This is a genomic window from Mesorhizobium sp. WSM3866 (genome assembly GCF_002294795.1).
GTDB lineage: Bacteria > Pseudomonadota > Alphaproteobacteria > Rhizobiales > Rhizobiaceae > Mesorhizobium.
The window spans coordinates 114,352-139,449 of record NZ_NSGC01000005.1; the positions used below are offsets into that span (position 1 = coordinate 114,352).

The 25,098-nt window shown below is 62.3% G+C and carries 20 protein-coding genes and 1 tRNA gene; 11 read left to right on the top strand and 10 right to left on the bottom strand.

The window, feature by feature from the left end; all coding sequences use genetic code 11:
* Window positions 1-72 precede the first annotated feature (72 nt).
* Window positions 73-1,341 carry a septal ring lytic transglycosylase RlpA family protein gene (locus tag CK222_RS13635; RefSeq protein WP_095800716.1) on the bottom strand — a complete coding sequence of 423 codons (1,269 nt, stop codon included), beginning with the start codon at window positions 1,339-1,341 and terminating at the stop codon, window positions 73-75.
* Window positions 1,342-2,120: 779 nt separating this feature from the next.
* On the opposite strand from CK222_RS13635, the gene CK222_RS13640 reads away from it, so the two are divergent.
* The 5 genes from CK222_RS13640 (at window position 2,121) to rimO (ending at window position 7,205) form a co-directional block, all read left to right on the top strand.
* A tRNA-Ser gene (locus tag CK222_RS13640) sits at window positions 2,121-2,210 on the top strand.
* 158 nt (window positions 2,211-2,368) lie between these two features.
* A complete protein-coding gene (locus tag CK222_RS13645; RefSeq protein ID WP_095800717.1) occupies window positions 2,369-2,767 on the top strand; it encodes a hypothetical protein in 399 nt (132 codons plus the stop codon).
* 1,642 nt (window positions 2,768-4,409) lie between these two features.
* A complete protein-coding gene (locus CK222_RS13650; protein WP_066989790.1) occupies window positions 4,410-4,817 on the top strand; it encodes a DUF930 domain-containing protein in 408 nt (135 codons plus the stop codon).
* Window positions 4,818-5,092: 275 nt separating this feature from the next.
* Window positions 5,093-5,752, top strand: coding sequence for a TerC family protein (locus tag CK222_RS13655; protein WP_067320072.1), 660 nt, complete (start codon window positions 5,093-5,095; stop codon window positions 5,750-5,752).
* A 139-nt stretch (window positions 5,753-5,891) separates the two neighbouring features.
* Window positions 5,892-7,205 (top strand): 30S ribosomal protein S12 methylthiotransferase RimO, encoded by a 1,314-nt coding sequence (gene rimO, locus CK222_RS13660; protein WP_095800867.1) that lies wholly within the window; start codon window positions 5,892-5,894, stop codon window positions 7,203-7,205.
* A 70-nt stretch (window positions 7,206-7,275) separates the two neighbouring features.
* Here rimO and CK222_RS13665 read toward each other — a convergent pair whose 3' ends face one another.
* The 8 genes from CK222_RS13665 to CK222_RS13700 form a co-directional block, all read right to left on the bottom strand.
* On the bottom strand, window positions 7,276-8,343 hold the full coding sequence (locus CK222_RS13665) for a BMP family ABC transporter substrate-binding protein (RefSeq protein ID WP_066989795.1): 1,068 nt from the start codon (window positions 8,341-8,343) through the stop codon (window positions 7,276-7,278).
* 51 nt (window positions 8,344-8,394) lie between these two features.
* Window positions 8,395-9,315, bottom strand: a complete 921-nt coding sequence (locus CK222_RS13670) for an ABC transporter permease (protein WP_095800718.1) — start codon at window positions 9,313-9,315, stop codon at window positions 8,395-8,397.
* The gene (locus CK222_RS13675) at window positions 9,315-10,427 is read right to left on the bottom strand and encodes an ABC transporter permease (RefSeq protein WP_067320065.1); all 1,113 of its coding nucleotides are present in this window, start codon (window positions 10,425-10,427) and stop codon (window positions 9,315-9,317) included. Before CK222_RS13675 ends, CK222_RS13670 begins: the two co-directional genes overlap by 1 nt.
* The gene (locus CK222_RS13680; RefSeq protein ID WP_176477636.1) at window positions 10,424-12,001 is read right to left on the bottom strand and encodes an ABC transporter ATP-binding protein; all 1,578 of its coding nucleotides are present in this window, start codon (window positions 11,999-12,001) and stop codon (window positions 10,424-10,426) included. The genes CK222_RS13675 and CK222_RS13680 overlap by 4 nt, the downstream gene beginning before the upstream one ends.
* Window positions 12,002-12,217: 216 nt before the next feature.
* Window positions 12,218-13,195, bottom strand: a complete 978-nt coding sequence (locus CK222_RS13685) for a quinone oxidoreductase (protein ID WP_095800719.1) — start codon at window positions 13,193-13,195, stop codon at window positions 12,218-12,220.
* Window positions 13,196-13,236: 41 nt separating this feature from the next.
* Window positions 13,237-14,055 carry a phosphatidylcholine synthase gene (gene pcsA, locus CK222_RS13690; RefSeq protein ID WP_066989933.1) on the bottom strand — a complete coding sequence of 273 codons (819 nt, stop codon included), beginning with the start codon at window positions 14,053-14,055 and terminating at the stop codon, window positions 13,237-13,239.
* Window positions 14,052-14,666: a DUF1326 domain-containing protein gene (locus CK222_RS13695; protein ID WP_095800720.1), complete on the bottom strand. Its 615-nt coding sequence runs from the start codon at window positions 14,664-14,666 to the stop codon at window positions 14,052-14,054. The genes pcsA and CK222_RS13695 overlap by 4 nt, the downstream gene beginning before the upstream one ends.
* 11 nt (window positions 14,667-14,677) lie before the next feature.
* Window positions 14,678-15,565 carry a DUF2182 domain-containing protein gene (locus tag CK222_RS13700; RefSeq protein ID WP_095800721.1) on the bottom strand — a complete coding sequence of 296 codons (888 nt, stop codon included), beginning with the start codon at window positions 15,563-15,565 and terminating at the stop codon, window positions 14,678-14,680.
* A 98-nt stretch (window positions 15,566-15,663) separates the two neighbouring features.
* Between CK222_RS13700 and CK222_RS13705 the strand changes: the two genes are divergently transcribed.
* Entirely contained in the window at window positions 15,664-16,875 is a 1,212-nt protein-coding gene (locus CK222_RS13705) for a UbiH/UbiF family hydroxylase (RefSeq protein WP_245322432.1), read from the top strand.
* A gap of 225 nt (window positions 16,876-17,100) precedes the next feature.
* Window positions 17,101-17,424: a heat shock protein HspQ gene (hspQ, locus tag CK222_RS13710; RefSeq protein ID WP_066989816.1), complete on the top strand. Its 324-nt coding sequence runs from the start codon at window positions 17,101-17,103 to the stop codon at window positions 17,422-17,424.
* A gap of 78 nt (window positions 17,425-17,502) precedes the next feature.
* Here hspQ and CK222_RS13715 read toward each other — a convergent pair whose 3' ends face one another.
* Window positions 17,503-18,132 carry an invasion associated locus B family protein gene (locus CK222_RS13715; protein ID WP_095777677.1) on the bottom strand — a complete coding sequence of 210 codons (630 nt, stop codon included), beginning with the start codon at window positions 18,130-18,132 and terminating at the stop codon, window positions 17,503-17,505.
* A 285-nt stretch (window positions 18,133-18,417) separates the two neighbouring features.
* Between CK222_RS13715 and CK222_RS13720 the strand changes: the two genes are divergently transcribed.
* The 4 genes from CK222_RS13720 (at window position 18,418) to mgtE (ending at window position 25,086) form a co-directional block, all read left to right on the top strand.
* Window positions 18,418-20,238 carry an extracellular solute-binding protein gene (locus CK222_RS13720; protein WP_095800723.1) on the top strand — a complete coding sequence of 607 codons (1,821 nt, stop codon included), beginning with the start codon at window positions 18,418-18,420 and terminating at the stop codon, window positions 20,236-20,238.
* Window positions 20,239-20,279: 41 nt separating this feature from the next.
* Window positions 20,280-20,960 carry a DsbA family protein gene (locus CK222_RS13725; protein WP_095800724.1) on the top strand — a complete coding sequence of 227 codons (681 nt, stop codon included), beginning with the start codon at window positions 20,280-20,282 and terminating at the stop codon, window positions 20,958-20,960.
* Window positions 20,961-21,455: 495 nt separating this feature from the next.
* Window positions 21,456-23,345: an ABC transporter ATP-binding protein/permease gene (locus CK222_RS13730; RefSeq protein ID WP_164746761.1), complete on the top strand. Its 1,890-nt coding sequence runs from the start codon at window positions 21,456-21,458 to the stop codon at window positions 23,343-23,345.
* A gap of 376 nt (window positions 23,346-23,721) precedes the next feature.
* Complete coding sequence (gene mgtE, locus CK222_RS13735) at window positions 23,722-25,086, top strand: magnesium transporter (protein WP_095800726.1); 1,365 nt, start codon at window positions 23,722-23,724, stop codon at window positions 25,084-25,086.
* Window positions 25,087-25,098 lie beyond the last annotated feature (12 nt).

The window sequence follows — 25,098 nt, forward strand, 5'->3', positions numbered from 1 at the left end:
CCATTTAGCCGTGCTGGCGTCGATAAGTTATCAGGGTTCTTTCCGCCGGATCAACGGCGCGCGCGAAATTGATCAGTTTCGCACAACCAATGCGTCCGGCGCGCCGTGCGACCAGGCCGCCTGCAGCAGGTCGTCGATGCTGCTATGGCCATCCGGATAGACGTTGACCGCGTACCAGTCGTTGCCGTCGAGCTCGGTGCGCTGGATTTCAGTCCTGCCGAACGGCTCGAGCGCCGCCGCCACGCGGTTTGCCTGCGCCGCATTGTCAAAGGAGCCGGCGGCCACATAATCGGAGGCCGGCGTCTGTTCCTGGCCGTTCGACTTCTTCCACGACTGCAGCATGTCGGCCGGCGACATGCCGCTGCCGTCGAGGGCGGCAAAGACGTCGGCGCTATTGACGCGCTCATCCGCGTAGGACAGCGACGCCATGGCAAAGGGCGAGTTCGGCGGCAGCCTGAACTGCGGCCGCTCCGGCACGATCGGCCCGAAATCCGGCAGCACGACTTCGCTGGCGCCCTGCGCCTGCCTTGACATCGCCGGTTGCGCGGCAGGCTGCTCCGACAGACCCGACTGCGTGGCAAAAGCCTGCCCAGAACTGGTCAGCTGGCCGGGAAACGGCACGGCCGCTGGAGGTGCATCGCTCATCGACAGGCTGGGCGACGGGCCGTTCATGGCCACCATCACGCCCGTCGGCAGGCCGTCGGACGGATCGGGCCGCCTGCTGCCGGGACGGTAGGAAGCCATCAGATACTGGTCGTCATTGCCGTCGAGAGGCGCCCGGCCGACATATTCGACCTTCACCCTTGCCGTGCCGACCTTGCCATAGTCGAGCATTTGCGCGGCACGTTCCGAGACGTCGATGATGCGGCCCTCATGGTATGGGCCGCGGTCGTTGACGCGCACGATGATCGAACTGCCAGTCTCGAGATTGGTGACGCGGGCATAGCTCGGCAGCGGCATGGTCGGGTGCGCCGCCGTCAGTTGCATCGTGTCATAGACTTCGCCGTTGGCGGTCAGCCGGCCGTGGAAGGCATCGCCATACCAGGAAGCCAGGCCAACCTTGGCATATTTCTTATCCTCCTTGGGATAGTACCACTTGCCGCGCACCTGGTACGGCTTGCCGAGTTGGTCGCGGCCGCCGCCGCGCCGCATGAAGGCAACGCGCGGGCTCGCCTTCACGCCATATTCGGATTCGGCGAAATACTCCTTGGAACGCGGCCGCTTGTCGACCATGCCTTTCGGTTGCGGCGTGGACGTACAGCCGGCAAGCAGCGCCACCGAGAGGGCGCAGAGCACGAAGGCAGGAGCGCGACGAAGACGCGGGCGCGCCGAAGTCTGCATGTTTTCGATTGTCCCCTACAGTCTCGCCGCCATCAATCGGAGCCAAGCGCCCCCGAATGCAGCAACACCTTGATCCCCAATATCTTTGTGCACAGGAAATGTTTATTACGATGTTAATCGATTATGGCCGGAACCGGGCGAGATTATGGCGGGGAAAAAACTGCCGGCGAGGATGAGCCTTGCGTGGATGAGCGCCGGATGGAGGGGCAGCTTTTTGGAGGGGGACTTCCATTTCCAACCGGCGCTCACAGCGCTGGAATTGCCCGCGCCAACCAGGAGTTTAGCATGGGCGTCCGCAAGGCCTGCCTAGATCGAACGGATGAACTCGGTTCATCCATATGAGCAACGTTTCACGGCCAAGTTCGAGACGCTTTCGCGCGTTGCCGTCGGGCTGGACAAGAAGACGCCCACCACGTTCTCCGTAGCGGGCGCTAGTTCGGGAGGAAATGAGACGCTTGCGGTCTGGGTCGTCCCCTTGCCCGCAAAGGACGGTACGCCTCGTTTGACTGGATAATAAGCGCGCCAGGGTTGAGCCGCCGCATATTCTGGTTGCGTGACATTTTCGCCACAGGCATAAAAGTGCCCGGCCAACCGGGCAGCCGGGCAATGCATCGTCTGTCCCGACCGCAGGAAGGCACGTCGCGGTGGTTGACGCAGCCCTGACCGCCGCACTACAGCAATGAAGCGCTAACCGGTCGCAAATGCCTCGGCGTCAATTTTGCGCCGACCATTGAAAATTGACCGATAGCGACGATCGTAAGTGGTTGAAAGACCATGCTGGAGGGATGGCCGAGCGGTTTAAGGCACCGGTCTTGAAAACCGGCGTGGGCGCAAGCTCACCGTGGGTTCGAATCCCACTCCCTCCGCCACAATTCCCAACCGAATCCGCATATCATCTCCTGCATGGCCACCGTTTCGCTGCAGACGGCCATCTGCCCCAATCCTGCTTTGCGTTATTGGTCCGGCGAGCTTTGGTTGCGTGCCGTACCCACTCGATTGTCCTGCCAGATTCAGCTGACGGAACGAGATGGCTGTTTTCGCGTTGTGCGCCATGTCTCTCGAAGACCACATCAGCATGGCGCAGCGTCATGTTCGACATGGCGAGCGGCACATTGCGCGTCAGCACGAGCGGATTGCCCGCTTGAGAACCAACAGGCTGCCGACAGTGGATGCGTTGAGGTTCCTGAGCCTGTTGGAAGAGGTTCACGCTTTGCAGCGGGAGCACCTGTCCCGACTGCTGTCGAAATCGGCCGGATCCAAAGTAGTCTCGGAGCTTTCGGCGAAGACGCAGGTGGCAGAGGGCGGGAGAGACGCGATTTCCATTCCGGACCCCATCGTCCGGCTCGCGCTGGAGCTCGAACAAGAGCTTAACAGCGTCAAATTGAAGTGGCTGACCGCCAAGCCTCCGAGGGGCAAGCTTCACTAGCTGGCTCCGGCAGGTTGGCGGCTCTGCCGCGTCCTTTCGTGCGCTGAGGCCCCTTTAGGCTACTACGCCATCAACTTCTTGATATGTACCGGCCACATCAGCACAAGCGTATGTTTATCGGCAGCCGGTGCTGTGTCTCGCCCCCGAGCCCACCGGTCAGGCCCGGCGTTTGCTGGCCTACCCCGTCAGCCTGCCGGGCCGCCCGGCGTCAGGCAATGGCGTCAAGGTTTCTTGTCCAGTGGAGAACACCGATCTCAGGAGCGCACCAGACTCATGACCTCACGGTCGGCGGCTTGCGCCCCTCAGCCGCACGTTGCCGGCGGGCAGCGGACACACCGCTGGAGGACAGCCGACACAAAGCGGCGGCACGCCGGCAAAATTCTATTAGCTTTAACTAATTGTAGACCCGCGCTGTCCTATTCTGGGACAGCGCGGGTAGCGCCCACTCCCGCGCCGGCGGCTCCGGCAGGCCCAGCACCCCCCGCCCTCTGTCGGGGCCGCCACCTGACTTTGCTTTGTACCAGCGATGGTTGAATCAACCGTTACCACACGTGCCTACCAACGAGCTTTCGTGATCGTTAAATTTTGATGGATCGGAGGATTCCCATCTCACCAGAACTGATCTAGTCTTGCAGGTCGAAGAAATCGCGGGTGGCAACCTATGGAAGCGATGTTCGATGACCTTGCGGCTGCTGTCAGGCAGCCCCGAACAGATATTTATACGGCTGTGCGCGCGTTCGCCCTGGACTTCGCCAGCAAGCTCTTTTTAGGGGTCGCCGTGGGGGTTGGCATCGGTATCGGACTAGCTATCGCTCGCTAAGTCACCAGGAAAATGCCGGCGGCTGCGCAAAGTCCGCGTAGCTCGCCCTGCTATCCGCTTGCTGTAGCATACCGCGATCGGTGTAGGGTCACCCACTATATTGGCAATAGCCTCCAATCTGACACGAGCTTACCATTGGACGTTTTCGGGCGCCGTGGGGAGTTCCAATGCGCATGATTCTTGCTCTGGCCGCACTCACGGCCTGTTTCTCCGTATGGGATCATCTTGCAAACCACGGAACCTATAGCGCTACCCTGCAGCGAAACATTTTTGGTAAAGTGCTTTCGGGCTAACGGCCTTCCCACCGGGGCCGGTTTCCATCGTCAGGCACGTCGACACAGTTTTTATGTTCGCTTGCTCAGTTAAATGCTCTGCGCCCCTTTGCGTTAATCCAAGCAGCAGTCGGCCCGACAATTCCGCCGGAAGGTCGAAAAATACATCATAGACCATCCATTGGTCACACGGATCCGATAAGCAGGTAAACCTCATCACTGACGGTTCTTCGTTTTAGTATTCCAACGCAAATCTGTTCGGCGGCTGAGCCTGCGAAACCGGGCAGGATTGTGCTCCAGCACTTTGAAAGCACAATACTGCCGCCCGACGAGGAGAAAAAGAGGCTCTACAGTCCCTGCTCTATACGACCCAAGTCTGACAGGTTCTTGACAGTTCTTCGGCAGCGGAGATCGTTTCATCGCGGACCCTGGAACAATGGCAATAGCCCAGTCGCCGAAGCCCGAGATTGGCTTGTGCCGCATGGCTGGCCTGGCCGAGCCGGCACCCATGTCACAAGCGCGTGCGTTTGGTTGATTTCTCAGACAGAATATGCTGCTTGTCGCGCCCATGAAAAAGCTCTGCCTGATGGTTCTGGCGCCTCTGGCGCTGGCCTGGCCGGCCAAGGCGATGGACAACGCACTTCGTGCCGGCCTGCTGAAACTCGATCCGCAGACTCGTCTCGAACAGCGTTGCGACGCCGAGGTGCTCGACCGGATCAGCCACGACGATCGCAAATTCAAGGCCGACCGTGTGGTGGCCTATGCCTTCGCCACGCCGCAGATGAGCGCGGACGCGATCAGGAGCCCCGGCGCCGCCTTTCGCAGCAAGGGTCAATGGTTCCGGCTGAAGTTCAAGTGCCAGACTGCGCCCGACCACATGCAGGTGCTGCAGTTGCTCTACAAGATCGGTGACGAGATCCCGGAAACCGACTGGGCAAAATACAATCTTTACGATTGACCGACTGCCGCGGTCGGTTGCGCGCAAATCGGCCTTTCGAGTGCAAACTCATTTTAACCCAATGGAACCAGACGAGCGGCAACCGCTTGTTTCGTGAGTTCTCTTGACGTGCAGGAACCATGCACGTAGAGCTTTCCAGGAAAGGCGCGCAGCCGTTTTTCCCGCCGGAATTGCGTGAAAACAAAGACTTAGAACGCGATCGCATCAATCGGTGAATCGCTCCGGCGTTAGAACACTCGAAGATCGACATTTCGCAAACAGGAAGGCTCCAGACGATGGATATTTTCAGCGCCGCAAGCCTGACTGCCCTTGTCCAGGTCATCGCGATCGACCTGGTGCTTGCGGGCGACAATGCCATCGTCATTGGACTGGCGGCCGCCGGCCTGCCGACGGAGCAGCGCAAAAAGGCCATTCTGATCGGCGTGGTGGCAGCGACGGTGCTGCGCATCCTGTTCGCGGCGGTTACCGTCAAGCTGCTTGCAATCGTCGGACTGTTGCTCGCCGGTGGCATCCTGCTGTTATGGGTATGCTGGAAGATGTATCGCGAGCTGCGCACCTCCCATGCCGACGAGCACGAGGCGACGGAGGCGCTCGCCAATTCCGATCTCGACAGCGACAAGGCGGTTGCCGGCAAGGCGCCGCGCAAGACGCTTGGCCAGGCGGCGCTGCAGATCGTCGTCGCAGACGTGTCGATGTCGCTGGACAACGTGCTGGCCGTCGCCGGCGCCGCGCGTGATCATTTCTGGGTGCTGATCGTCGGCCTCGTGCTGTCGATCGGCTTGATGGGCCTTGCCGCCAGCTTCATTGCGCGGCTGCTGCACCGTTACCGTTGGATTGCCTATATCGGCCTGCTGATCATCCTCTATGTCGCGCTAGACATGGTCTACAGGGGCACGATGGAAATCTGGCCGCATGTCAACAACGCGGTGAGCTGACTGCCGCCACCTGACGCGGGCTTTGGCCGGCCACTGATCTGGCCTCGCATTGCGTTTTGCCGCAACAAGGACCAGCCCATACCAATGCCGCAATTAGTGTGGTATGGCGCCGCCGATCCCGAAAAACCTGGAAAAGCTTATGTCTGCCCCTCGTGTCAGTTTCGTCAGCCTTGGATGCCCGAAGGCGCTCGTCGATTCCGAGCGCATCATCACGCGGCTCCGCGCTGAAGGCTACGAGATCGCCCGCAAGCATCATGGCGCCGACCTCGTTGTCGTCAACACATGCGGCTTTCTCGACTCCGCGCGCGACGAGTCGCTCGACGCGATCGGCTCCGCCCTTTCCGAAAACGGTCGCGTCATCGTCACCGGCTGCCTCGGCGCCGAGCCGGAAGTCATTCGCGAGAAGCATCCCAATGTGCTGGCGATCACCGGCCCGCAGGCCTATGAGAGCGTGATGGCGGCGGTGCATGAGGCGGCTCCCCCCAGCCATGATCCCTACATCGATCTTCTGCCGCCCCAGGGCGTGAAGCTGACGCCGCGGCATTACGCCTATCTGAAGATTTCCGAAGGCTGCAACAATCGCTGCACCTTCTGCATCATCCCGGCGCTGCGCGGCGATCTCGTCTCGCGGCCGGCGGCCGACGTGTTGCGCGAGGCCGAAAAGCTCGCCAAGGCCGGCGTCAAGGAGATCCTCGTCATCTCGCAGGACACCAGCGCCTATGGCATCGACATCAAATACCAGACGAGCATGTTCGGCGACCGCGAGGTGCGAGCGAAGTTCCTCGACCTTGCAGAGGAGCTCGGCAAGCTCGGCATCTGGGTCCGCATGCACTATGTGTACCCCTACCCGCATGTTGCCGACGTCATTCCGCTGATGGCCGAGGGAAAGATCCTTCCCTATCTGGACATCCCCTTCCAGCACGCCTCGCCGCAGGTGCTGAAGAACATGCGCCGTCCCGCTCATGGCGAAAAGACGCTGGAGCGGATCCGCGGTTGGCGCGAGGTCTGCCCGGATCTCGCCATCCGCTCAACCTTCATCGTCGGTTTCCCCGGCGAGACGGAAGACGACTTCCAGATGCTGCTCGACTGGCTGGACGAGGCGAAGATCGATCGTGCCGGCTGCTTCAAATATGAGCCGGTCAAGGGCGCGCGCTCCAACGACCTCGGCCTGGAACAAGTGCCGCAGGAGATCAAGGAAGCCCGCTGGCACCGCTTCATGCAGCGCCAGCAGAAGATCTCGGCGACGCAGCTGGCCAGGAAGGTCGGCAAGCGGCTGCCGGTGCTGATCGACGAGGCGCATGGCACCTCGGCCAAGGGCCGCACCAAATATGACGCCCCCGAGATCGACGGCTCCGTGCATATCCAGTCGCGTCGGCCGCTGCGCGCCGGTGAGATCGTCACGGTCAAGGTCGAGCGCGCCGACGCCTACGATCTCTACGGCTCGGCCGTTTGACAAGCGGGATTGGCTGAAAATGAAAGGGCGCCGGTGGGGCGCCCTTTTTGTTTTGATGCCAGGCTGCTGTTTACTGCGGCAGCTTGTCGTCGATGCCCTTGACGTAGAAATTCATGCCGAGCAGCGTGGCGTCGTCGGCGACCTCGCCGTCCTTCAGCCAAGGCGAGCCGTCCTGCTTCGCCACCGGGCCGGTGAAGGGGTTCCAGCCATCGGCGATCTTCTTGGTGGTCGCCTCCGCCATTGCCTTCACGTCGTCAGGCATGTTGGTGAAGGGCGCGAGCTTGACGGCGCCATCCTTGATGCCAAGCCACACATTGTCCGGCTTCCAGGTGCCGTCGAGGGCAGCCTGCACGCGGCTGATGTAATACGGGCCCCACTCGTCGGTGAGCGAGGTCAGCTGCGCGTTCGGCGCGAATTTGATCATGTCCGACGACTGGCCGAACCCATGCAGCTTCCGCTCCTCGGCGACCTGCAGGGGGGCGGTCGAGTCGGTGTGCTGGACGATGATGTCGGCGCCCTGGTCGAACAGCGCCTTGGCGGCGTCGGCTTCCTTGCCCGGATCGAACCAGGTATTGACCCACACGATCTTCACCTTGAAGTCCGGATTGATCGACTGCGCGCCGAGCATGAAGGAGTTGATGCCCATCACCACTTCCGGGATCGGGAAGGAGACGATGTAGCCGGCAAGACCCTTCTTCGATTCCTTGGCCGCGATCTGGCCGAGCACATAGCGGCCTTCATAGAAGCGCGCGTTGTAAATGCCGAGATTGTCGCCCGTCTTGTAGCCGGTGGCGTGCTCGAACATCACCTTCGGGAACTTCTTGGCGACCTTAACCTCGGCGTCCATGAAGCCGAACGATGTGCCGAAGATGATCTTGCATTTCTCGCGCGCCAGGCGCTCAAAGGCGCGGTCGGCGTCCGGGCCTTCCGAGACGTTCTCGAGATAGGCGGTCTCGACCTTGTCGCCGAGCGCTTTCTCCACCTCGAGGCGACCCTGGTCGTGCTGATAGGAATAGCCGAAGTCGCCGATCGGCCCCGTATAAACCCAGCATGCCTTCAGCTTGTCGGCCGCCTCGGCGGTTGCCGCCAGCGACAGGGCCGCGGCCGTGGTCATCAGCGCAATAAGCAGTTTCTTCATCGTGTTACCTCTCTGAGTTAAGCCTTGGAGCTTCCCGTCTTTTTGTTGTCGTCAACGATCCGGAACAAATGGCTGCCCCAACGAAGCCGGCGTGTTCATCATCGTCAGCCGCTTGTTCCGCGAGATTAGAACGAGAACCACGATGGTTGCCAGATAGGGCAGCGAAGAAAGAAACTGGGACGGTACAGGAATGCCGAAAGCCTGTGCATGAAGCTGGCCGATCCACACCGCGCCGAAGATGTAAGCGCCGGCCAGCACCCGCCACGGACGCCAGGACGCAAAGACCACCAGCGCCAGCGCGATCCAGCCGCGTCCCGCGCTCATGTTCTCGACCCATTGCGGCGTGTAGACGAGCGACAGGTGGCCGCCGGCAAGCCCGGCGCAAGCGCCGCCGAAGATCACGGCGAGGTAACGGTAGCGGATGACCTTGATGCCGAGCGCATGCGCCGACGCGTGGCTGTCGCCGATCGAGCGCAGCGTGAGGCCAGTGCGCGTCCTGAACAGAAACCACATCACGGCGGCGGTGAGTCCGATCGAGACGTAGAACAACGGATCCTGGCCGAAGATCAGCTTGCCGACGACCGGTATCGAGCTCAGGCCGGGGATGTCGAGGTTCGGCAGCCTGACGCCAGGCTGGCCGACGAAGCTGGTGCCGATCATGCCGGAGAGGCCAAGCCCGAGCAGCGTAAGCGACAGGCCGGTCGCCACCTGGTTGGTCGCCAGGGAAAGCGTCATGACGGCGAAGAGCAGCGAAAACAGCGCGCCGACGACGATTGCGGCAAGCAGCCCGATCCAGGGAGATCCGGTAAGATAGCCCGCGCCGAAGCCGCCGACGGCGCCCATGATCATCATGCCCTCGACGCCGAGATTGAGCACGCCGGAGCGTTCCACCACCAGCTCGCCGATCGCCGCAATCAAGAGCGGCGTCGCCGCGGTCGCGATGGTCAAAAGGATGTTGACTGTGATGTCCATCAGCGTGCCTCCTCCAGCTTGGGCGCGGCCTCGAGTCGTGGCGCGGCAAAGCCGATCAGACGAATGCGATAATGAATGAGCGTGTCGCAGCCGAGCACGAAGAACAAAAGCATGCCCTGGAACACGCGCGCCACCTTGTCGGAGATGCCGAGCGCGCTCTGCACCGCCTCTCCGCCGAGATAGGTCAGCGCCAGCACCAGGCCTGCCGCGACGATGCCGAGCGGATTGAGCCGCCCGAGGAAGGCGACGATGATGGCGGTGAAGCCATAGCCGGGCGAGATCACCGGCTGTAGCTGGCCGATGGCGCCTGAGACTTCCGAGATACCGGCAAGGCCAGCCAATGCACCGGACAGCAGGAAAGTAAAGAAGACCATCTTGCTGAGGCCGAAGCCGGCGAAGCGCCCTGCCCTCGGGCTCGAGCCCAGCACGCGGACCTCGAAACCTTTCAGCATGCGGCTCATCATCAGCCAGACCGTGACAGCGGCGACCAGCGCGAAGACGAAGCCCCAATTGGCGCGGCCGGCATCCGGCATCAATTCCGGCAGGACGGCCGAGTCGCCGAACTGGATGGTCTGCGGGAAGCCGTGGCCCTGCGGGTCGCGCCACGGTCCGCGCACCAGCCAGTCGAGGAAAAGCTGCGCCACATAGACCAGCATCAGGCTGGTCAGGATCTCGTTGGTGCTGAAGCGGGTTTTCAGCAGCGCCGGGATGGCCGCATAAAGGGCGCCGCCGACCATGCCGAGCAAGAGCATCAGCGGCAGCACCAGCGGACCTTCGAATTCGGGGAACAGCACCGGGATGATCGAGCCGAAGATGCCGCCCAGAATGAACTGACCTTCGGCGCCGATGTTCCAGATGTTGGCCTTGTAGCAAACCGACAGGCCGACGGCGATCAGGATCAGCGGCGCCGCCTTGATGGCCAGTTCATGCAGTTGCCAGACCTCGCTGATCGGCTGAACAAAGTAGACATTGAACGCATTGAGCGGATTGACGCCGAGCAACGCGAACATGATGGCGCCGGCAATCATCGTCAGCGCGAAGGCGATGAAGGGCGAGAGCACCGAAAACAGCGCCGAGCGCTGCGGGCGTTTGACCAGTTCGAGGCGCATCATGCCGTCTCCATGCTGTGTTCGGCGTGGCCGGGCTCGGCGCCGCCCATCAACAGGCCAATCCTCTCGAAGGTGGCTTCGGCGATCGGCAGCGGCGCGGACAATTCGCCGTTGTGCATGACCGCGATCGCGTCCGACAGCTCGAACAATTCGTCGAGGTCCTGGCTGATGACCAGAACCGCCGAGCCGCTGCGGGCAAGCTCGATCAGCGCCTGGCGGATATGGGCGGCGGCACCGGCGTCGACGCCCCAGGTCGGCTGGTTGACGACCATCACGCTCGGCTTGCGGTCGAGCTCGCGGCCGACGATGAACTTCTGCAGATTGCCGCCGGACAGCGCCGCGGCCTCCGGATCGGGAGCGCTCTTGCGCACGTCCATCGCGGCAATGATGCGCTGGGCGGCGCTGTAGACGGAAGCGTTCCTGACCATGCCGCCGGAGCCGACGAAGGACTTGCCGTCGGTGGCATGGCGCGACAGCAAAAGGTTCTCCGAAAGCTTCATCCGCGGCGCCGCGCCGTGACCGAGCCGTTCCTCCGGCACGAAGGCGGCGCCCATCAGCCGCCGGCCGGTGATCGACACGCCGCCCGCATCCTTGCCGCGGATCCGCACGGAACCGGGAACCTGCTGCAGCACCTCACCGGAGACGGATTCGAAAAACTCGCCCTGGCCGTTGCCGGCGACACCGGCGATGCCGATCACCTCGCCGGCACGTACCGAAAGATTGATGTTCTTGAGCGGAATGGCGAACGGCGTCGCCGGCTTGCGGGTAAGCCCGCGGATCTCCAGCAATGCCGGCGCGGTCTCGATGCCCTTGGCCGGCGCGCGCACCACTGCCTTGACCTCATTGCCGACCATCATGCGGGCTAGCGACGCGGCCGTCTCCTGGCGCGGGTTGCAGTGGCCGACGACCTTGCCGTGGCGCAGCACCGTGGCGCGATCGCAGATGCGTTTGACCTCTTCCAGCCGGTGCGAGATGTAAAGGATCGACTTGCCTTCAGCGCGAAGCCGCTCCAGCGTTTCGAACAGCTTGTCGGCTTCCTGAGGCGTCAGCACCGAAGTCGGCTCGTCGAGGATGATGAGTTGGGGCGTCTGTAAGAGGCAACGGATGATCTCGATGCGCTGGCGCTCGCCGACGGAAAGATCGCCGACCAGCGATTCCGGATCGAGCGGCAGGCCGTAGCTGTAGGAGAGCGCCCGCGCCTTCGCGGCAATCGCGCTGATCGGCGAGCCGTCGTTCAGCGAAAGCGCGATGTTCTCGGCCGCCGTCAGCGCCTCGAAAAGCGAGAAATGCTGGAACACCATGCCGATGCCAAGCTTCTTGGCGAGGCCGGGGCTGGTGATCCTGACGGCTTGGCCGTTCCAGAAAATTTCACCCGAATTCGGTTCCAGCGAGCCGAACAGCATCTTCACCAGCGTCGACTTGCCGGCGCCGTTCTCGCCGAGCAGGGCGTGGATCTCGCCCTTCGCGATGTTGAGGTCGATATGGTTGCACGCCGTCAGCGTGCCGAAAATCTTCGTAAGGCCACGAACCTCCAGCAGGTTCGCCCTGTCATGATTTGCACTCACAGTGCCTCCCATCCAGTTACCCCGGATATGTTCTGTGTTCCCGCTGGTATCGTATGCGCGGCCGGCTTCGGTCGGAAAGCGGCACGCAACTTGAAAGAGCTTCAAGAATTCCAGCGGAAACTCAAGGGGTAAGATAGGCCTGTTCAGGGCAAGAGGGAAACCAGTAAGCTTGTCGGGGAAACCACTGCCTTGAGGCGCGGCAAGGCGCTGAAAAACAAGGCAGCCGGCTTAGGGGATGAGGATGGTTGTGCCCGTCGTCTTGCGGCCCTCGAGATCGGACTGCGCTTGTGCCGCGTCCTTCAGCGCGTAGCGCTGGTTGATCTTGATCTCGACGGCGCCGCTCAGCACTACCTCGAACAGCGCTTGCGCCGAGGCCACAAGGTCCTCGCGTTTGGCGTTGTAGACGAAGATTGTCGGGCGGGTCGCATAGAGCGAGCCTTTCTGCGCCAGAAGCGACATCGGGAAAGGCGGGATCGGCCCGGACGACTGGCCGAAGCTGACAAACATGCCAAGCGGCCTCAGGCAGTCGAGCGAAGCGGGAAAAGTGTCGTTGCCGACGGAATCATAGACGACGTCGCACTTTTTGCCGCCGGTGATGGCGGCGACGCCGGCGACGAAATCCTGCTCCTTGTAATTGATGACATGGTCGAAGCCATGTGCCTTGGCGAGCTCGACCTTGTCGACGGAGCTCGCCGTGCCGATCACCGTCGCGCCGAGATGCTTTGCCCATTGGCCCAGGATCAGGCCGACACCGCCTGCCGCGGCATGGTATAGGATCGTGTCGCCCGCCTTCACCTTATAGGTGCGGCGCAGCAGATATTCGGCCGTCATGCCTTTCAGCATCATGGCCGCCGCCTGCTCGTCGCTGATGCCGTCCGGCACCTTGACCACGCGGTCAGCGGCGATCACGCGTTCTTCCGAATAGGCGCCGACATTGACGGCATAGGCGATGCGATCGCCGGGCTGCAGCCAGTCGACGCCGGCGCCAACGGCCAGCACCACGCCCGCCGCCTCGCCGCCCGGGACCAGCGGAAAGCCGCCGGGCGGCGGGTAGAGGCCCGAGCGATGGTAGATGTCGATGAAGTTGAGCCCGATCGCGGTATGCCTGATCAGAATCTGCCCGGCGCCTGGCTGGCCGGGATCTGCTTCCTCATAAGTCAGGACCTCGGGGCCGCCATGGGCGTGAATGCGGATCGCTTTGGACATTGCTCAACTTTCTCGGAAAAGGACGGAAGCTGGATATCGAGTCAGGATTTCCTGGCGCCAAGATTGGGGAACATCTGCATGATGCCCCCGATGCAGGCGAGATAGAGCCCGGTAACCGTAATGCCGGCCTTGGTGAAGATGCTGACCTGCTCGCTCAGAACCCCGATCTTGTCATAGAACGAGGCAAGTGCGGCTTGTGCCAATGCAAGCGCGCCGAAGGCGCACCATAACAGCGTCATGCCGAGATTGATCGGCCTGAGCCGCACCACCCGTACCGGATGGATGAAGTTGATCGGCAGGAAGGTGAGAATACCGGCGACCACGACCACGGCGAAGGAAACCCACTGCCCCGGCTCGATGACAAAGAGCGTGAACACCACCATGTTCCAGACGACCGGGAACCCCTTGAAGAAGTTCTCCTTCGTCTTCATGCCGGTGTCGGCGTAGTAGATCGCGCTGGAGACGACGATGATCGCCGCCGACAGGAACGACAGGTTCTCGCCCATCAAGCCGCGCTGGTAGAGCGCGAAGGCCGGAATAAGCACGTAGGTCACGTAGTCGATGATGTTGTCGAGGAGCTCGCCCGACCATGTCGGCAGGATCTCCTTGACTTCGAGCTTCCTGGCGATCGGGCCGTCGATGCCGTCGACGAAGAGCGCGAGCCCCAGCCACCAGAACATTGCCGTCCAGCGCCCCTCGCTCGCCGCCACCAGCGACAGGAAGGCGAGGAACGAGCCGGACGCAGTCAGCAGGTGCACGGAAAAAGCGCGCGCCTGGGGCCACGTCACTTTCTTCTTCGGCCGCGGAATCCGCTCCGCGATTTTCTTGGCCGCATTCCGGGCCGCTGTGTTCTTGCTCACGGGCCTCGCCAATCCAGCTTGCATATCTCGGCCGAACGGCCGGCGAAATTCCAATTGCGGCCGAAGGCGCGCATCTTGCTCTTGTCGGACTGCGCCACGATGATTTCCGGTGCGATCCAGTATTCGGAATTGGTAATGACGGTGTCCTTCTCGCGGTCCTTGCCGGGTAACGGCGTCACCGCGCCGTCGATAATCCGCGGTATCTGGAAAACGCGCGTCCTGTCACGCGTCTCATAGGTGATCGGCACCTGTTCCACGCCAAGGAAGTTTCCAACAAGAATCGACAGCAGCGAGGTGGTCCCGCCCGCCTTGCCGGTGAAGATTTTTGTCAGGGCTTTCACGGCATAGATGGAGGCGCGCTTGTCGATGAACAGGCCGGCGCTCCAGTTGCCGCGGCTCATATAGCCCGGGATTTCCATGACCAGACCAAGATTAAGGCCGGAAAGATCGACCTCGCCGAAATGGCCGGCGTCGATGCGGAACCCGGCCCACGTCTGGCAATAGCCTTCGGTCGGCGGATGGCTGCCGAGCGACAGAACGCAGGGGCAGAAAACCGTGCAATTGCAGGAGAGTACCAGCTCTCCCTTCATCGCCCAGCTCTGATCGGCCATCGAAATCTCCCTCACGCGGAAACTAATAGCAGGGCGGCGGCCCACACAAGCAGTATCGCACCGGAAACCTGGCTGGCCACCCTGCCTGCGGTCTGTTTTTCGATCAGAGCGAACAGGCTGATCAGCGCCATCCAGAAGATGTTCATCGCGCCCACGGCGAACATGACCAGCATCAGCGCCCAGCAACAGCCGAGACACCAGACGCCCTGCTCCACCCCCATGCGAAAGACACGCCCCGGCTTCGCGCTCCAGTTGGCGAACAGGATCGAGAACGGGTTGCGGCACCTCTTGAGGCACGCCTGCTTCAAGCCGCTGAACTGATAGAGGCCGGCAGTCGCCAAGGCGGCGGCCCCGGCAACCCCGACGACAGGATCGAGCACCTGTCCCGCGGCGACAAAGCCATAGATTATGAGCGTCAGCGCGGCGAACGCCACTGAGGCGGCAAGCCAAGTCGCGAGAAATCCCATCACCAGAACCAGCGGATGGGCGACGGGCTCTCCCTTGATCCGAGCGGTATCGGCAATCTCGCAATAGGTGCGGATCATCGGCGCCGCCGAGGGCAGCATCGTCGCCACCGCCATTACGAACCACATCAGGACGAGCGCCGACGCCGCCAACGAGCCTGAAAGCGGCGCCGGCGCAAGGCACAAAGCGAAGAACCGGTCGAGGAAATCCGGCAGCGGCAATGGCGGCAGGTTCTTCAGCAGCGCATCGCCCGGAGCGCCGCCGGCAACGCGGCTTTCGGCGCCGCGAATAGCCATGGCAGCGAGGATCCACCAGGCAAGCACGACGCCCGCACCGATAGTGAGCATCACGGCAAGGCGGGGGCTGCGCGCCAGTCCCGCCGTGGCGCGGCCGGCGCGGTCGAGATGGCGGAAATCGTGCTCCTGGGCGCTCATGCCAATCGAATGGGCCGAATCGCCGCGTTGATCAAGCCCGCCGATCTGCCCTATACCGCATGCAGGCCGACGGGCCGCCATCAACATGGAAGCCTGGCGTGGAGCAGAGTGACAAAGTTCGCATATTGATCGCCGGCAGCGGCCCGGCCGGCCTGATCGCGACACTCGGCTTTGCCGAGGCAGGCTTTGCCGTAACGTTGGCTGGCCCCGAGGCCGCCGGCGGCGATGGCCGCACCACCGCCCTTATGAACCCTGCTCTCAAGGTGCTCGACCGGCTGGGTGTGCTGGACGAACTCAGACCGCAGGCGGCGCCGCTGAAAATGATGCGCATCGTCGACGCAACGCGCCGGCTGATCCGCAGCCCGACCGTCACCTTCCGCGCCAGCGAAATCGGCGAGGAGCAGTTCGGGCTCAACCTGCCGAACAAAATCCTGATCCCGGTGCTTGCCAAGAAGGTCGCCGCAAATCCCGGCATTGAGTGGCGAAAGTCGATGGTCGATGCCTGGCGGCTCGACGCCGACCACGCACATGCGAGCCTCGCCGATGGCAGTGAGGTCTCGGCATCGCTGGCGGTTGCCGCCGACGGGCGCCTGTCGCCGGCGCGCGAGGCCGCCGGCATCAGGGCCTCCGCCCGACCCTATCCTCAGTCGGCGCTCGTTCTCAATTTCAGCCATCGCAGCGAGCATGGCTTCATCTCAACTGAATTCCATACCGAGACCGGGCCGTTCACGCAGGTGCCGCTGCCGGGCAAGCGCTCCAGTCTCGTCTGGGTGGTGAAGCCGGAAACGGCACAGGAACTGGCCGCGCTCGACGATGCCATGCTGTCTGTTCGGGTCGAAGAGCAAATGCAGTCCATGCTCGGCCGGGTCTCGGTCGAGCCCGGCCGCCAAGTCTACCCGCTTTCGGCGGCCTCGCCTGGTCGGTTCGCGCAAAACCGTGTGGCGCTTGTCGGCGAGGCTGCTCATGTCTTCCCGCCGATCGGGGCACAAGGCCTCAATCTCGGCATCAGGGATATCGACGATCTAATTGGAATCGCCAGCGAAAATCGCGACGATCCCGGGTCGAGGCTGAGCCTTGCCGCCTACGACACGCGGCGCCGTCCGGACATCCTGGCGCGCAGCAGTGCGGTGAACTTGCTCAACATGTCACTGCTGTCCGACATGCTCCCGGCGCAGCTTGCGCGCAGCGCCGGCCTCAACGTGCTGGGCAGCTTCGCGCCGCTGCGCGCCTTCTTCATGCGCGAAGGCCTGCGGCCGGGAAGCGGTTTTCGGGCGCTCGCCGGCGGCTTCAGGAAACAGGCCGCGCGCTGAGGCACATTTGCAAACTACCGCTTTCGGCCGAGCATTGCGCCTGCCGATAGGTAGCTTGGTGGCCAGGGCGTCGGTAAAGCATTGCATTGGAGCAACGTCTGCGCCAAATCGTACCAAGCCGAAAGTCGGGGTCGATTTTTGAGCGCGTGACGTGTAGATTCAAGACCTTAGGCGCCCTGTGCGCGCAAGCCGCTGCGGCGCCTCGGGACCGAAGTGGTGAGTGCGATGAAGACGGCCAAATTCGCGATCGGACAAGTTGTTCGCCACCGGCTGTTTCCGTTCCGTGGCGTGATCTTCGACGTCGATCCGCAATTCGCCAACACCGAAGAATGGTATGAAGCGATCCCGGCGGACATGCGTCCAAGCAAGGACCAGCCTTTCTATCACCTTCTCGCCGAGAACTCCGAGACAGAGTACATCGCTTATGTATCCGAGCAGAACCTGCTCGAGGACCGGTCGGGCGAGCCGGTGCGGCACCCGCAGATCGGCGAGATGTTCGACAAGCTGCCCGACGGGCGCTACGAGCCGAAAGGTCACTCGAAACACTGAGGGCTGAACAAGCGACAATAAAAAAGCGGGGCGCCTGCCCCGCTCGCTTTTTAGCATGCTGGAGAAACGCTCCAACAATCAGTTGGCGGTCTTCGCCTTGTCCTGCTCTTCCTTAAGCTTCTTGGCGAAGTCCTGGTTGTTCTTGGCGACGAAGTCCTGCAGCTTCTTTTGGCGGTCCTCGATGTCCGACTGCTGCAGCGGCGGGCCGTCATAGGCGCCGCTGAAGCCCGTCAGCGCAACCTTGATCGGGTTCGGCTGGTTCTGGAAATTGACCGAGGTGAGCGTGATCTGCTGGCCCTTCTTGAAGGACGCGACAAGCTGGTCGGTCAGCGGCACTTCGGCCACGCAGCGATCCGGGAAGCAGATCACATAGTCGAGCTTCTGCGCCTTGCCGGAATCGATTTGCAGGCCGATGCCCGGAGGAACGAGACGGCCGGTCGGCACCGTCACCTGGAACACCTTACGGTTCACTTTGCCCTTGAGCTCGATCAGGCTGACGCCGGTGACGAGCTGGCCATTGCCGGCTGTGACGATGTTCTGCACGTTGCAGATATCGACGTCTTCCTGCTTGGTGCAGGCCTTGAACCAGCCCTGCGGAATCTGCGGCGGCTGCTGCGCGGAAGCGGTGAAAAGCCCGGCGCCCAGAACGCCGACCACGCCTGCGGCCAGCACCGAAAGGCGATACGCGTTGCTCGTCATATGGTGCACTTTCCTCTCAAATGATCCCGGGGACCGGCTTCTTCCTGCCGTGTGGTCCCGCTACCTGTTGCCCAAATGAGGCAACAGCATGACTTCGGAGCGCGTGTTACACTGCCAGCGGCGCCGAATCCAGCCCGGTTTCCGCGTTTTCTTGCCGCGTTCTCCTGCCCTGGACGAGCCTCATCGGCGATGCGTCGACTGAACCCAAGCGACCGGCGCGCGCCGATTCAATCGGGGAGCGAAATGCTCTAGGGTGCATGTCGAATCACCAAGCTGCCCGGCAAGGAGACGGTCATGGACCGCGTTCTCGTTCGGCTGATCGCCGCGACCTCGTTTCTGGCCCTCTCGCTGCTTCCGGCTTTGTCGGAACCGAAGCACGGCATCGCCATGCAGGGCGAGCCGGCGCTGCCTGCGGACTATACGCATTTCGACTACGTCAATCCCGACCCGCCGAAGGGCGGCAGCGTCACCTATTGCGTCGTCGGCAGTTTCGACAATCTCAACCCCTTCATCCTGAAGAGCCTGCGCACCACCGCGCGCGGCATGATCGACACGGTCTACGGCAACCTGGTCTTCGAGCCGTTGATGCAGCGCAACTACAACGAGCCCTTCAGCCTCTACGGCCTGCTCGCCGACAGCGCCGACATGGACCCGGATCGCAAGAGCATCGAGTTCCACCTCGATCCCAATGCCAAATGGTCGGACGGCCAGCCGGTGACGCCGGAGGACGTGCTGTTCACCTACGATGTGTTCAAGGACAAGGGCCGCCCGCCTTACAGCGATCGCATGAGCATGATCGCCAGGCTGGAGAAGACCGGCGACCACAGCGTGAAGTTCACCTTCAACGAAAAGGCCAATCGCGAATTTCCGCTGATCGTCGCGCTGACGCCGATCATCCCCAAGCACGCCTTCGAGAAGGAGACCTTCGACAAGACCTCGCTGAAGCCGCTGATCGGCAGCGGCCCCTATACCGTGGACAAGGTGCAGCCTGGACAGCGCATCGTGTTCAAGCGCAATCCCAATTATTGGGGCAAGGACATCCCATCGAAGCGCGGCTTCGACAATTTCGACCAGATCACCATCGAGTATTTCCTCAACGCCAACGCCAAGACGGAAGCGTTCAAGAAAGGCATCTGTGCCCTCGACGACGAGACCGATCCGGTCAAGCGCGACCGCGATATCGACTTCCCGGCCTTTCGCAAGGGTGATGTGAAGCAGGAATATTTCGACACCGGTATTCCGCCGGTGGTGACGGGCTTCCTGTTCAACACCAGGCTGCCGAAGTTTTCCAATCCGGTCGTGCGGCGTGCGCTCGGCATGCTCTACGACTTCGAATGGGCCAACAAAAACCTGTTCGCCGGCAAGTTCAATCGAACCATGAGCTTCTGGCAGAACTCGGAATTGTCCGCGCTCGGCCATCCCGCCGACGAGAGAGAGAAGGCGCTGCTTGCCCCCTACCCCGGCCGCGTCCCTGCCGAGGTGATGGACGGAACCTGGCGGCCGCCGGTCACCGACGGCTCCGGCCAGGACCGCAAGGTGCTGCGAGCGGCTTTCGAGCTCCTGAAAAGCGCTGGCTATCACGTAGAGGACGGCCGGATGGTCGACCCTGAAGGCAATCCCTTCGGCTTCGAGATCATGACGTCATCGCAGGACGAGGAGCGGCTTGCGGCTCTCTATCAGCGCACGCTGGAGAAGATCGGCATCGATGTAACCATCCGCGGCCTCGACGGCGATCAAATCCAGTCGCGCAAGCAGCGCTTCGACTTCGAGGTGCTGATCGGCACAAGCGGATTCAACAATTCGCTCTCGCCCGGCAGCGAGCAGGTGGGGCGCTGGGGATCCGTCGCCGCCAAGCAGGAGGGTTCATTCAACCTGGCCGGCGTCGCCGATCCCGCGGTCGACGCGGCGATCAACGCGATGCTGAATGCCCGCACGAAGGAAGACTATGTCGCTGCGGTGCGCGTTCTCGATCGGCTGCTGATATCGGGCAACTACATGGTGCCCATGCAATACAACACGCAGCAGTGGCTGGCTTACTGGAGCTACCTGGAACATCCGCAAAAGACGCCCATATTCGGCTATCAGCTGCCGACATGGTGGCGAAAGCCCAACTGACGCGATCCCCCGCCTGACACCGACCAAGCAAGGAGACGAGCATGAGCGCGGAGAACTCGATCACCATCGATGTGGTGTCGGATGTCGTCTGTCCCTGGTGCTTCATCGGCCAGAAGCGGCTGGACAGGGCGATCGCCGCTGCCGGCGATATCGACGTGCACGTGCGCTGGCGGCCGTTCCAGCTCGATCCGACCATTCCGCAAGGCGGCATGGGTCGCCGCGAATACATGCTGGGCAAATTCGGCAGCGAGGAACGCATCCATCAGATCCATGCGCGCATTGAGCCGCTCGGCGAGGCGGAAGGGATCCATTTCGCCTTCGGCGCCATCAAGGTCGCTCCCAACACGCTGGACGCCCACCGCGTTATCCGTTGGGCGGGGCCTGCCGGCGAGGACGTGCAGAACCGGTTGGTGCGACGCCTCTTCCAGCTGAATTTCGAGGAAGGCGCCAATCTCGGCGACCATGCCGTCCTAACCGAAGCCGCCCGCGAAGCCGGCATGGACGGCTCCGTGGTCCAGACGCTGCTGCCGACGGATGCCGATGTCGAGGCGGTGCGCAACGAAATCGCCACCGCCTCGCGCATGGGCATCACCGGCGTGCCCTGTTTCCTGCTCGAAGCCAAATATGCCGTTATGGGCGCGCAGGACGCCGCCACGCTGGCCGATGCTATCCGCCAGGTCGCTGCGGCCAAGGCGCGCGGTGAGCTCGAAACGGCGGGCTAGACCAAGTTCGCATCACCCCTCCGTCCAGCCGACGCGGAAGCCCGTGATGACTGCTGAGAGAGATTCCCGCGGTCTACGGCGGTTGATTCGAGGTAACCCCAGGTCTCCTGAAGGGACTTTTCGAGCCCTTCAACCATGGACCGGCCGCGCATCGGGCTGAATATTCCTTCACAAAACCGTGTTTTTGGCTTCCCCTGGGGAAAGTCCTTTCCAGCCGAAACTCTGTTCCCAACCGGCTGAACCAAAACACGAATTCCGCTCCGATAGATATCAGCCGGCAAAGCTTTTCTGTTGCCTTCATGCCACGGCCGGTAACCCTGTTCCCATTCGGAGGAAGAAAATTAATGGAAAATGATCAATTGGTGTTACCATGTGTAACAAAACAGGAAAGGTTCGGGCGGGATCGTGATTCGGGTCGGTAGACCGCGACGTACAGTACCGGAGCAAACATCCAGCGAGGCGGCAAGGCCCTCGCCCCTGACGCCGGTATCGTCGATGCGCACATTCTGGGGGCTGATGCGAGCCTACTGGTTCTCCGACCGGTGGAAGGAAGCCTGGACCCTCACCCTCGTCATCGCGCTGCTGACAGCGCTCTCCAGCAAGGCTGGCGTGTGGTTTGCCATGGCATCGGGCGAGCTGGTGAATTCGATCGCCTTCTTCCACGACGCCGCCAATATCAATCCGCTCCAGACGCTTCTTACCAATGCCGGCATATTGGTGCTGTTGGTCGTGCTCAAGGACGCCGGCTTCACCGGAGTGCGAAATCTCGTTTCCGCAACCTTGCATCGCAAATGGCGGGGCTGGCTGAACAGCCAATTCAACCGGGCGCTGCTCGACGGCAACCATACCCATTTCCATGCCCAGCATGGCTCGGTTGCCGGCGGTATCGTCGCTCCCGACAACATCGACCAGCGCATCCAGGAATCGATCAAGGACATGACGGGCGGCGCCATCGGCCTCGCCATGGGCGTGCTGGGCGTGGCGACCTCGCTTTACTTCGTCGGCGAGAATTTGATCGGGGCCTCGGTGGAGGTCAAAGGGCTGGAGTTCCTCGGCAGCTACGGCAGTGCCGTGCTGGCCTTTCTGGCGGTCGCGACCTACGTGCCGCTCAACACCTGGATTGCGGTGAAGCTCGGCGGCCTGCTCGAACGTCTCAACATCCGCATGCAACAGGCCGAAGGCAGTTATCGCAGCGAATTGACGACCTTCCTGCGCCGCAGCTTCCACGTCGCCGCCTCACACGGCGAGGATGTGCAGAAGACGATGCACGACAAGCTCTATGTCGACATCGACAAGACCTGGGGGCGGCTGAACGTCGTCAACACCAGCTACATGTCGTTCGAGCTGATCTACAATTTCATCGGCGCCCGCATCGTTTCCTACGGACCCGGTCTCGTGCCGTTCATTCACAATGGCTTCGATCTCAAGGGCTACATAACCGGCTCTGAAATGGTCGCGCAGCTGATCAGCCAGTGTTCGTGGTTCATCCATGTCATGCCCGCGATCGCCACGCTTAGGGCCAACAGCCAGCGTGTGACCGAGCTCGCCAGCGCCATCGAGAACGTCCAGCAGCCGCAGGAGTTCTATCGCCAGACCGGCCGCTCGGACTTCAGCTATGCCACGCAAAATCCCGTCTTCGGCCTGACCATCCAGAAGCTGGAGCTGGCGCATCAGGGCGAGGACGCAACGCCCTTCCTGAGCGCCGCCAACCTGCGCTTCCGCCGCGCCGAGTGGACATTCCTCAAGGGTGAGTCCGGCTGCGGCAAGACCTCGCTGATCAAGGCAATCAATGGTCTGTGGCCCTATGGCCGCGGCACCATCGTGTTCCCGGAAGGGGTAACGAGCTTCTATGCCGCCCAGGAGGTCAAGCTGCAGCAGGTCTCGCTGAAGCAGCTCGTCTGTCTGCCGGGTTCGGAAAACGATCACACCGACGTGCTGGTAGCGGCCGCCCTGCACAAGGCCGGCCTCGGCGAATTCATTGGGCACCTGGCCGATGAGAGCCGCGAAGGCAAGCTCTGGGATCAGGTTCTGTCAGGCGGGCAGAAGCAGAAGCTGGTGGTAGCCCGCATCATCCTGCAGCAGCCGGGACTGCTCTTCCTCGACGAAGCGACCGGCGCTCTCGACCCCGAAGGCAAGATCGCCTTCCACGAAGCGATCAAGGTCAATTGCCCGGATGTAACCGTGATCAGCGTGATGCACGAGGCCGTTCCGCCGCGGTCGCTTTCCGGAGAGGAATTCTATCATAGCGTCGTGGCGATCTCCGATGGCGTCGCGACCAAGAAGCCGCTCGCTCCCGCTCTGCCGCGCGAGCTCACGACGATCCTCGCGCAGCCCCGGCCGGCCGAGGACAAATGGTTGCGCTTCCGGCGGCTCAAGCAGAAATAGCAATCAGTCCAGCCCTGGTCCGTCGCCTCGGCAGCGGCCACTGTCGATCACAGTCTCGCGATCCGGCAATGCTTCGCTCATTTTCAGCGCTCGTCGCGATTGACTCGGCAAAACGCGCTCCTATGTTGCGCCCGCTCGCAGATTTGAAACCTACAGCGCCACGCGCCCTTCGGACGCGTAAGGGACGCTGTAGAATCTTAGAATTGCGCATGATCCTTTCGAAAATCGGAGCCGATTTTTCGGGGAGTCATGCGCTACCCCGCGAGCAGAAAGGTCAAACCCGCCATGCCTGGCGACAGTCACAGTCGAACGCAACCGCCGTCCGCCTTGACGTGACCTGACGGCTCACGTCCTGCCGGACGGCAAGGAGTGAGCCATGAATGAATTCGCATCCGTATTGGACGACGAAGCGGTCGCCGTCGCCCGTGTTCTTGCCAACGACCACGTCGCGGACGTCGTCGAAGCCCTCAACCGCGAACCTCGCGAGACGGCCATCGAGCTGCTCTGCGCGGTGCCGTTCGAGCGGTTGGTCGAAATCTTCGACCAGCCGGAGCTCGAAAGCGCGCCGGAACTCGCCGCAGCCCTGCCGCGCGCGAAAGCAGGCAAGCTGCTCACCGCCATGTCGGTCGACCGCGCAGCCGACATCCTGCGCGAGCTCGATGAGCCTGCGCGCTCGGAACTGCTTGGCGCGCTTGCCCCACCGCTGCGCGCGACGCTGCTTTCGATTCTCGGTTATCCCGAGGGCAGCGCCGCCTCGATCATGACGACCGAGTTCGTCAGCGTGCCTTCGGACTGGACCGTCGGCCGCACGCTCGACTATATCCGCAAAGTCGAGCGCACGCGCGAGACCGTCTATGCGATCTACATCACCGACAAGGCCACGCAGCTCCTGCTGCGGGCGACGGGCTTGCGCCGGCTGATCACCGGCGAGCCTCAGGACTCGATCCTGTCGGTGGCGCCGGATCGCATGCCGGTCACGGTCACGCCACTGACCGATCGCGAAACGCTGGCGCAGACGATCTCCAAATACGATCTGCTCGCCCTGCCGGTCGTGGATCACGGCAAGATCCTCGGCATCGTCACCGTTGACGACATCATCGACACCATGGTCGAGGAAACGACCGAAGACGCTCATCGTTTCGGCGGCATGGAGGCGCTGGACGAGCCCTATATGAAGATGGGCTTTCTCGCCATGATCCAGAAGCGGGCCGGCTGGCTCTGCGCGCTGTTCCTCAGCGAGATGCTCACGGCGAACGCCATGCAGAGCTACGAGGGCGAGTTGGAGAAGGCGATCGTGCTCACCCTCTTCATCCCGCTCATTATGAGCTCGGGCGGCAATTCCGGCTCGCAGGCGACCTCGCTCGTCATCCGCGCGCTGGCGCTGCGCGAGATCGGCCTTCGCGACTGGTGGCGTGTCGCCTTGCGCGAGCTGCCGACCGGTTTGGTGCTCGGCTCGATCCTCGGCATAGTCGGCATCTGCCGCATCGCGCTCTGGCAGTATTTCGGCTTCTACGACTATGGCCCGCATTGGATGCTGATCGCGGCAACGGTGGGCGCGGCGCTGGTCGGCATCGTGACCTTCGGCTCGCTGTCGGGATCGATGCTGCCTTTCGCGCTGAAGCGCATCGGCTTCGATCCGGCAAGCGCCTCGGCACCGTTCGTCGCCACGCTGGTCGATGTCACCGGGCTGGTGATCTATTTCTCAGTGGCTCTGGTGATCCTGCGCGGCACGCTCCTCTAGCCAAGAAGCTTC

What these genes read in the sequence shown, in the direction of transcription:
- CK222_RS13635 (WP_095800716.1), bottom strand. Translation starts at nt 1,341, where the DNA reads ATGCAGACTTCGGCGCGCCCGCGTCTTCGTCGCGCTCCTGCCTTCGTG.
- CK222_RS13645 (WP_095800717.1), top strand. Translation starts at nt 2,369, where the DNA reads ATGGCTGTTTTCGCGTTGTGCGCCATGTCTCTCGAAGACCACATCAGC.
- CK222_RS13650 (WP_066989790.1), top strand. Translation starts at nt 4,410, where the DNA reads ATGCTGCTTGTCGCGCCCATGAAAAAGCTCTGCCTGATGGTTCTGGCG.
- CK222_RS13655 (WP_067320072.1), top strand. Translation starts at nt 5,093, where the DNA reads ATGGATATTTTCAGCGCCGCAAGCCTGACTGCCCTTGTCCAGGTCATC.
- rimO (WP_095800867.1), top strand. Translation starts at nt 5,892, where the DNA reads ATGTCTGCCCCTCGTGTCAGTTTCGTCAGCCTTGGATGCCCGAAGGCG.
- CK222_RS13665 (WP_066989795.1), bottom strand. Translation starts at nt 8,343, where the DNA reads ATGAAGAAACTGCTTATTGCGCTGATGACCACGGCCGCGGCCCTGTCG.
- CK222_RS13670 (WP_095800718.1), bottom strand. Translation starts at nt 9,315, where the DNA reads ATGGACATCACAGTCAACATCCTTTTGACCATCGCGACCGCGGCGACG.
- CK222_RS13675 (WP_067320065.1), bottom strand. Translation starts at nt 10,427, where the DNA reads ATGATGCGCCTCGAACTGGTCAAACGCCCGCAGCGCTCGGCGCTGTTT.
- CK222_RS13680 (WP_176477636.1), bottom strand. Translation starts at nt 12,001, where the DNA reads ATGGGAGGCACTGTGAGTGCAAATCATGACAGGGCGAACCTGCTGGAG.
- CK222_RS13685 (WP_095800719.1), bottom strand. Translation starts at nt 13,195, where the DNA reads ATGTCCAAAGCGATCCGCATTCACGCCCATGGCGGCCCCGAGGTCCTG.
- CK222_RS13695 (WP_095800720.1), bottom strand. Translation starts at nt 14,666, where the DNA reads ATGGCCGATCAGAGCTGGGCGATGAAGGGAGAGCTGGTACTCTCCTGC.
- CK222_RS13700 (WP_095800721.1), bottom strand. Translation starts at nt 15,565, where the DNA reads ATGAGCGCCCAGGAGCACGATTTCCGCCATCTCGACCGCGCCGGCCGC.
- hspQ (WP_066989816.1), top strand. Translation starts at nt 17,101, where the DNA reads ATGAAGACGGCCAAATTCGCGATCGGACAAGTTGTTCGCCACCGGCTG.
- CK222_RS13720 (WP_095800723.1), top strand. Translation starts at nt 18,418, where the DNA reads ATGGACCGCGTTCTCGTTCGGCTGATCGCCGCGACCTCGTTTCTGGCC.
- CK222_RS13725 (WP_095800724.1), top strand. Translation starts at nt 20,280, where the DNA reads ATGAGCGCGGAGAACTCGATCACCATCGATGTGGTGTCGGATGTCGTC.
- CK222_RS13730 (WP_164746761.1), top strand. Translation starts at nt 21,456, where the DNA reads ATGCGCACATTCTGGGGGCTGATGCGAGCCTACTGGTTCTCCGACCGG.
- mgtE (WP_095800726.1), top strand. Translation starts at nt 23,722, where the DNA reads ATGAATGAATTCGCATCCGTATTGGACGACGAAGCGGTCGCCGTCGCC.